The following is a 7,894-nucleotide window of genomic DNA, read 5'->3' on the forward strand; positions in this document are numbered from 1 at the left end:
CAAAACCGGCAAGAAAATGCGCAAAAAACGCATTTATGCTCATTTTTGAGATCGGAACGCAGTGAAAATGCGCATACGCTCCATAATCTGAAAAATTAAAGGTTGCTAGACCGGGCGAATGCCCGGTTTTTCTTTTTCTGGTAAGATAGTTTTTCATTTATCTAGTTAGCACAAGGGCAACTATGTCTCCGCCTTCGCCCAAAACGAGGTTTGAACAAAAGGGTAATGGGTTGATCAAGTCCCAGCCTTAGGCTCTTCTTTTTAACAAATGGATCCCATTTGAATAGCTCCGCTTTCTTTTCACCGCATAGTGCAGTCGGCTCAAGTGAACAATATAGCCAAACAAAATTCTTGCCAGCTGCAACGCATATTGTTAAAATAAAGACGAAGTGTGGGACGTAATTCGCCACGCGGGACATAAAACGTCCAACGGTAAGGGAGATGACGGTGAACAAACTCTTCACGTTACAAAAAAAGTTAATCCCTGATGTGCTTGATGTCATGGCGAACCGCTATCGGATATTGAGGGCTATTGAAGCCATGCAACCGGTTGGTCGTAGAGCCTTGACGAATCACCTTGGATTGACCGAGCGGATGATTCGCAGTGAAGTCACGTTTCTCAGCAAGCAAGGTTTGCTCGAAACGGCATCGGATGGCATGCGCTTGACAGCGGATGGCGGGCGTTTGGTAAATGCGTTGAAGGATATCATGGATGATGTATCAGGTTTTGCCGAAATGGAAAAACAATTAAGGGTTATATTGGATATTTCCCGGGTGATTATCGTTCCAGGTGACAGCGATGAAGATCCTTGGGTGAAGAATGAGATGGGACTGGCCGGCGTGAAAGTCATGGAAGAATGCATCCATCCGAATAGCATTATCGCAGTGACTGGTGGGACGACAATGGCCGCGGTGGCCGAGATGACACGCCCTCTCAAAAAAGGCATTCATCCACTTTTTGTTTCTGCTCGCGGTGGACTTGGTGAGCGCGTGGAAAACCAAGCGAACACCATTTGCGCTAAGATGGCGGAAAAAGCGGACGGCACCCATCGGCTTCTCCATGTGCCCGACCCATTGAGTGAAGAATCCTATCAGTCCTTGATAGAAGAACCGTCCATCCGTGAAGTTGTGGACTTGATTCGCCGGGCAGATATCGTCATTCATGGCATAGGCGATGCGAAAACCATGGCATCAAGACGAAAAACGGCTCCGGAAATTTGGGAAAAAATTGAACGCGAACAAGCTGTTGCGGAAGCGTTCGGGTATTACTTTGACAGAGCGGGCCGGATCGTCCATAAAGTGAAAACCATTGGTCTTAGGTTGGAGGATCTTTATGACAGCCGTACGGTATTGGCGGTTGCTGGCGGCAAATCGAAAGCCGCTGCCATTGAAGCCTATTTTAAACGAGGGCCGAATTCGATTTTGGTTACGGATGAGGCAGCAGCAGCGGAAATTATCCATCATCATGATAATTTAAATTAAAATTTTAAGGGGGAAATCAAAATGGTAAAAGTAGGTATTAACGGCTTTGGCCGCATTGGTCGAAATGTTTTTCGCGCGGCTTTGAACAATCCGGAAGTTGAAGTGGTGGCGGTAAATGACTTAACCGATGCCAACATGTTGGCACACCTTTTGCAATATGATACCGTTCATGGAAAATTGGATGCCGAAGTCACGACCGACGGTGAAAACCTGATGGTCAACGGGAAAACCATTAAAGTTTTATCTGAACGCGATCCTGCTCAACTTGGTTGGGACAAATATGGTGTGGAAGTTGTCGTTGAATCAACCGGTCGCTTTACTGCACGCAACGATGCAGCGAAACACCTTGAAGCTGGAGCGAAAAAAGTGGTTATTTCCGCACCGGCTAAAGAAGAAGACATTACGATCGTCATGGGCGTTAACCACGAAAAATATGACCCGAAAAACCACCATGTCATTTCCAATGCTTCATGTACGACGAACTGCTTAGCACCGATCGCCAAAGTTTTGCATGATAAATACGGCATCCGCCGCGGCATGATGACGACCGTACACTCGTATACGAACGACCAACAAATCTTGGATTTGCCGCATAAAGATTATCGCCGGGCTCGTGCGGCTGCGGAAAACATCATCCCGACGACAACCGGTGCAGCGAAAGCCGTCGCTTTGGTTTTGCCGGAATTGAAAGGGAAATTAAATGGTATGGCGATGCGCGTGCCTACACCAAACGTTTCGATTGTTGACTTAGTCGCTGAACTCGATAAAGAAGTCAGCGTCGAAGAAATCAATAAAACATTGAAAGAAGCAGCGGAAGGCGAATTGAAAGGCATTCTCGGCTACAGCGAAGAACCGCTCGTCTCAAGAGATTATAACGGCAATACGCTTTCTTCCATTGTCGATGCGTTGTCCACGATGGTAATTGAAGGCAACATGGTCAAAGTCATTTCTTGGTACGATAACGAAACGGGCTATTCGAACCGCGTCGTCGACTTAGTCAATTATATTGCGAAAAAAGGACTTTAATAGTTAAATAAAAAGAGGAAAGGGGAGACATACGCCTCCTCTTTCCTTATGTCATGCTAATAATAAAGTACATATTTATCAGGCCAGTAGCGCTGCCTTTGCCCAAAACACTTGCGCTGGTAAGAAAGTTTTCCAATGACCTAGCCAGCATCAGGGCATCTGGGATCCTACTTTTGCCTAATAAGCATGGCAGAGCCAGGTTTTCTTGAAAAAATGCCGGAGTGAGGAGGATCCATGTGTCGAAACTGACGATCCGCGACATCGATTTGCAAAACAAAACGGTTTTCTGTCGTGTGGATTTTAATGTTCCACTTGAAAACGGTGCAATCACGGATGATACCCGCATTCGCGCCGCCGTGCCGACGATTCAGTATATGCTGGACCAAGGCGCAAAGGTCATTTTGGCCTCTCATCTCGGACGCCCAAAAGGCACTGTGAATGAGGCTTTGCGATTAAACCCGGTTGCCGAACGGTTGAGCGACTACTTGAAAATTCCCGTCGCCAAAACCGATAAAGTGATTGGTCCGGAAGTTAGCGAAGCGGTTAAGGCACTTAAACCGGGTGAGGTGCTTTTACTCGAAAACGTCCGTTTTCATCCTGGTGAAGAAAAAAATGATCCGGAATTAGCCAAGGCTTTTGCCGAGTTGGCCGATGTTTACGTTAATGACGCTTTTGGTGCCGCTCACCGCGCCCATGCTTCCACCGAAGGCGTCGCCCATTATCTGAAACCAGCTGTTGCCGGGTTGTTGATGGAAAAAGAATTACGGATTCTTGGTGAAGCACTAGAGAATCCAAAACGTCCGTTTACGGCGATCATCGGTGGGGCCAAAGTGAAAGATAAAATTGGCGTCATCGAAAATTTATTGAACAAGGTCGACCACTTGATTGTCGGCGGAGGATTGGCCTACACATTTATTAAGGCAAAAGGTTATGAAATCGGAAAATCCTTGCTCGATGAAGAACGCATCGACCTCGCTCGTTCGTTTATGGAAAAAGCGAAGGAAAAGGGCGTCGCGTTCCATATGCCGGTCGATGTCGTCGTAGCGGATGATTTTTCTGAAACAGCGAACAAGAAAGTCGTCCCGATTGACCAAATTCCCGCTGATTGGGAAGCGCTCGATATCGGTCCAGAAACAGTTGCCCAATATGCGGATGTCATCAAGCAATCCAAACTCGTGGTGTGGAATGGACCGATGGGTGTCTTCGAGTTAGATGCTTTTGCTGAAGGGACAAAAGGCGTAGCTTTAGCGCTTGCAGAAGCCAAAGATACCATTTCCATTATTGGTGGCGGTGATTCCGCAGCAGCCGTTGAAAAATTCCATCTCGCTGATAAAATGACGCATATTTCAACCGGTGGCGGGGCGTCACTTGAACTAATGGAAGGAAAAACGCTGCCAGGCGTAGCTATTTTGACGGAAAAAGCGGAGTAAACAAGAGCTCACCAAGCTTCGCCCGCATCCTGTATCATTGAAGGATCGTTCTGTAACCGAATCAAAAATCTTAGCGGTGCACCGTTTGCCTTATGGAAAAGGGACAGGAGGGATGAACCCTTGAGAAAACCGATTATTGCTGCCAACTGGAAAATGAACAAAACCTTAAGTGAAGCCGTGGCATTTGTGGAAACCATCAAAGACCGGCTGCCGTCTGCAGAAACCGTTGATGCTGTCATCTGCGCTCCGGCTGTTTTCCTTGACGCCCTTGTCAAAGAAACCCGTGATGGACAGATCGCCATTGGCGCGCAAAATATGTATTTTGAAGATAACGGCGCGTTTACCGGGGAAATCAGTCCAGTGATGCTGAAAGACTTAGGAGTCAAGTATGTCATCATCGGCCATTCGGAGCGCCGGTCATTGTTTGGCGAAAGCGATGCCGATGTCAATAAAAAAATGCGTGCCGCTTTTACCCATGGGTTAGTTCCGATTTTATGTGTCGGAGAAACATTGGAACAACGCGAGTCTGGTCAAACCGAAGCGCTTGTTGAAAAGCAAGTGACGGAAGCTTTGAAAGGGTTGACGAAAAAAGAAGCGGCATCAACGGTAATCGCCTACGAGCCCATTTGGGCGATTGGCACCGGAAAGACCGCTTCGGCGCAAGATGCTAACGCCGTTTGCGCGCATATTCGTCAAACCGTGGGTCATTTATATGATGAAAACACCGCTGATACTATCCGCATCCAATATGGAGGTAGCGTCAAACCGGGAAATATTCGTGAACTGCTTTCCGAAAGCGATATTGACGGGGCGCTTGTCGGTGGGGCGAGCTTAGATCCAACATCATTTTTGCAATTATTAGAGGCGAGTCAATCATGAGTCGAACACCGAGAGCTTTAATCATCTTAGATGGCTTTGGCTTGCGGGAGGAAACATACGGAAATGCCGTTGCTCAAGCCCGTAAACCAAATTTTGATCGCTACTGGAACGAATACCCGCATGCCACGCTGAGGGCTGACGGTAATTTCGTCGGACTTCCGGAAGGGCAGATGGGCAATTCCGAAGTCGGCCATTTAAATATCGGCGCGGGCCGCATCGTTTACCAAAGCCTGACACGCGTCAACCTCTCGATAGAAAAAGGCGAGTTTTTTAAAAACGAAACATTTCTTGAAGCGATGAAGCTTGTGAAAGACCGAGGCACGCAGCTTCATATTTTTGGGCTCCTTTCAGACGGCGGCGTGCACAGCCACATCGACCATCTTTTTGCTTTGTTAAAACTCGCCAAGGAACAGAATGTCGATCGCGTGTTCATCCACGGTTTTCTCGACGGACGGGATGTTGGCCAGAAAACGGCGAAAAAATATATTACGGAAACGCAAGAAAAAATAAAAGAATACGGCGTCGGCAAAATTGCCACCTTGTCTGGTCGATATTATGCGATGGATCGGGACAATCGCTGGGAACGGATCGAAAAAGCGTATCGCGCGATGGTCTATGCTGAAGGACCCGATTATACCGACCCGCTAGAAGTTGTGGAAGATTCATATCAACACGAGATTTATGATGAATTCGTGATCCCGTCCGTCATTAAAAATCCGGACGGAACGCCGGTTGCGACGATCAAAGATGGGGATGCGATTATCTTTTTCAATTTCCGGCCGGACCGAGCTATTCAAATTTCGCAAGTCTTCACGAATGAAGACTTCAGAGGTTTTGACCGCGGGGATAAGTTCCCGAAAAACATTCATTTTGTCTGCCTGACCCAGTTCAGTGAAACGGTTCACGGCACGGTCGCCTTTAAACCGACGAATCTGGACAACACGTGCGGCGAAGTCCTATCTCAGCACGGATTAAAACAGTTGAGAATTGCTGAAACTGAAAAATATCCGCACGTCACGTTTTTCTTCAGCGGCGGACGTGAGGAGCCTTTTCCTGGGGAAGAACGGATTCTCATCAATTCGCCGAAGGTTCCGACGTATGATCTGAAACCGGAAATGAGTGCCTACGAAGTCACGGAAGCACTCCTTCAAGCGATTCACGATGACCGTTTTGATGCGATTATCCTCAATTTTGCCAATCCGGATATGGTCGGCCATTCCGGGATGCTTGAGCCGACGATCAAAGCGGTAGAAGCGGTCGATGAATGCCTGGGCAAAGTGGTTGATGCCATTCTTGAAAAAGGCGGTGAAGCCATCATTACCGCTGACCACGGGAATGCTGACGAGGTATTAACGCCAGAAGGTAAACCGCAAACTGCCCATACGACCAACCCGGTCCCCGTTATTGTGACCAGAAAGGGCATCACCTTGCGCAAGGATGGTAAACTGGCGGATTTATCGCCAACTTTGTTAGACTTATTAGGGATTGAAAAGCCGAAAGAAATGGATGGCTATACTTTAATCGAACATTAATAAATGGAGTGATGCACATGTCGACGATTGTTGATGTTTATGCGCGTGAAGTATTGGATTCGCGCGGCAACCCAACGGTTGAAGTGGAAGTCTATCTTGAATCCGGCGTTGTCGGCCGGGCAATGGTGCCAAGCGGGGCGTCAACAGGCGAGCATGAAGCCGTTGAGTTACGCGATGGTGATAAAAGCCGTTATCTCGGCAAAGGCGTTTTAAAAGCCGTGGAAAATGTCAATTCCGTAATTGCTCCGGAACTCGCTGGTTTTGATGCTTTGGACCAAGTTGCTGTTGACCGCGCACTGATCGCCATGGACGGAACGGAAAACAAAGGCAAGCTCGGCGCGAATGCGATTTTAGGCGTATCCATGGCCGTTGCGCACGCGGCTGCGGAATATCTAGAAATTCCGCTGTATCGTTATCTCGGCGGTTTTTCAGGAAAAACCCTTCCAACACCGATGATGAACATTTTAAATGGTGGGGAACACGCCGACAATAACGTCGATTTCCAAGAATTTATGGTCATGCCTGTCGGCGCGGCAACTTTCCGCGAAGCGCTGCGTATGGGTGCGGAAGTGTTTCATTCATTGAAAAATGTTTTGAAAGCGAAAGGCCTGAACACGGCTGTTGGGGATGAAGGTGGATTTGCCCCGAACTTATCTTCCAACGAGGAAGCCATCCAAACAATCGTCGAAGCCATTGAAAAAGCCGGTTACAAACCCGGTGATGATGTGAAAATCGCGCTTGATGTCGCTTCATCCGAGCTATATAAAGATGGCAAATATGTCTTAAAAGGCGAAGGCGTCACAAAAACCGCCGAAGAAATGATTGAAATGTACCGCGAGTTATGCGACAAATACCCGATCATTTCTATAGAGGACGGCCTCGATGAAAACGACTGGGAAGGTTGGGCGAAACTGACCCAAGCTCTCGGTGATCGCGTCCAACTCGTCGGCGATGACCTTTTTGTCACCAATACGAAACGTCTAGCAAAAGGCATTGAACAAGGTGTCGGTAACGCGCTGCTCGTCAAAGTCAACCAAATCGGCACGCTGACGGAAACGTTTGAAGCGATCGAAATGGCGAAACGCGCCGGCTATACGGCGATTATCTCCCACCGTTCCGGCGAAACCGAAGACACAACGATTGCTGACATTGCTGTGGCGACCAATGCCGGCCAAATCAAAACCGGTGCGCCGTCCCGAACAGACCGCGTGGCTAAGTATAATCAATTGCTGCGCATCGAGGACGATCTCGGCACAACCGCTGAATACGGCGGCCTCCACTCCTTCTATAATTTAAAATTAAAATAAGAATACCGTGTGACAAGCCTGGGCTCTTTAAATAAGGGGCCTAGGCTTTTTTATTACGGGTCGGAATGAAAGCAACGAAAATCTAGTCCTTCGCAAAAAGGGTATGCTGTGTTTAGTCTTCTTTAAAAACTAAAAACGGAGGGCAAAAAATGTAAAAAACTGGAGCATATGCGCAATTTCGGGCCGAACGGGCACCAAAAATGAGCACAAACCCGATTTATGCGCAAATTTGAGGCTC

The 7,894-nt window shown here is 47.8% G+C and carries 6 protein-coding genes; all 6 read left to right on the forward strand.

What is annotated here, in order from left to right; all coding sequences use genetic code 11:
- Positions 1-447 precede the first annotated feature (447 nt).
- The gene (locus H532_RS0117360; protein WP_027726511.1) at positions 448-1,482 is read left to right on the forward strand and encodes a sugar-binding transcriptional regulator; all 1,035 of its coding nucleotides are present in this window, start codon (positions 448-450) and stop codon (positions 1,480-1,482) included.
- A gap of 21 nt (positions 1,483-1,503) precedes the next feature.
- Entirely contained in the window at positions 1,504-2,508 is a 1,005-nt protein-coding gene (gap, locus tag H532_RS0117365; RefSeq protein WP_038112904.1) for a type I glyceraldehyde-3-phosphate dehydrogenase, read from the forward strand.
- A gap of 236 nt (positions 2,509-2,744) precedes the next feature.
- Positions 2,745-3,938: a phosphoglycerate kinase gene (locus H532_RS0117370; protein ID WP_027726513.1), complete on the forward strand. Its 1,194-nt coding sequence runs from the start codon at positions 2,745-2,747 to the stop codon at positions 3,936-3,938.
- Between the two features lie 120 nt (positions 3,939-4,058).
- Entirely contained in the window at positions 4,059-4,817 is a 759-nt protein-coding gene (gene tpiA, locus H532_RS0117375) for a triose-phosphate isomerase (protein WP_027726514.1), read from the forward strand.
- Positions 4,814-6,349 carry a 2,3-bisphosphoglycerate-independent phosphoglycerate mutase gene (gene gpmI, locus H532_RS0117380; protein ID WP_027726515.1) on the forward strand — a complete coding sequence of 512 codons (1,536 nt, stop codon included), beginning with the start codon at positions 4,814-4,816 and terminating at the stop codon, positions 6,347-6,349. The genes tpiA and gpmI overlap by 4 nt, the downstream gene beginning before the upstream one ends.
- A gap of 17 nt (positions 6,350-6,366) precedes the next feature.
- On the forward strand, positions 6,367-7,656 hold the full coding sequence (gene eno, locus H532_RS0117385; RefSeq protein WP_027726516.1) for a phosphopyruvate hydratase: 1,290 nt from the start codon (positions 6,367-6,369) through the stop codon (positions 7,654-7,656).
- Positions 7,657-7,894: the final 238 nt, after the last annotated feature.

Source organism: Tuberibacillus calidus DSM 17572, assembly GCF_000430685.1.
Lineage (GTDB): Bacteria > Bacillota > Bacilli > Bacillales > Sporolactobacillaceae > Tuberibacillus > Tuberibacillus calidus.

Bases quoted from the DNA above. Each gene is read 5' to 3' on its own strand.
- gap (WP_038112904.1), top strand. From the start codon at position 1,504: ATGGTAAAAGTAGGTATTAACGGCTTTGGCCGCATTGGTCGAAATGTT.
- gpmI (WP_027726515.1), top strand. From the start codon at position 4,814: ATGAGTCGAACACCGAGAGCTTTAATCATCTTAGATGGCTTTGGCTTG.
- eno (WP_027726516.1), top strand. From the start codon at position 6,367: ATGTCGACGATTGTTGATGTTTATGCGCGTGAAGTATTGGATTCGCGC.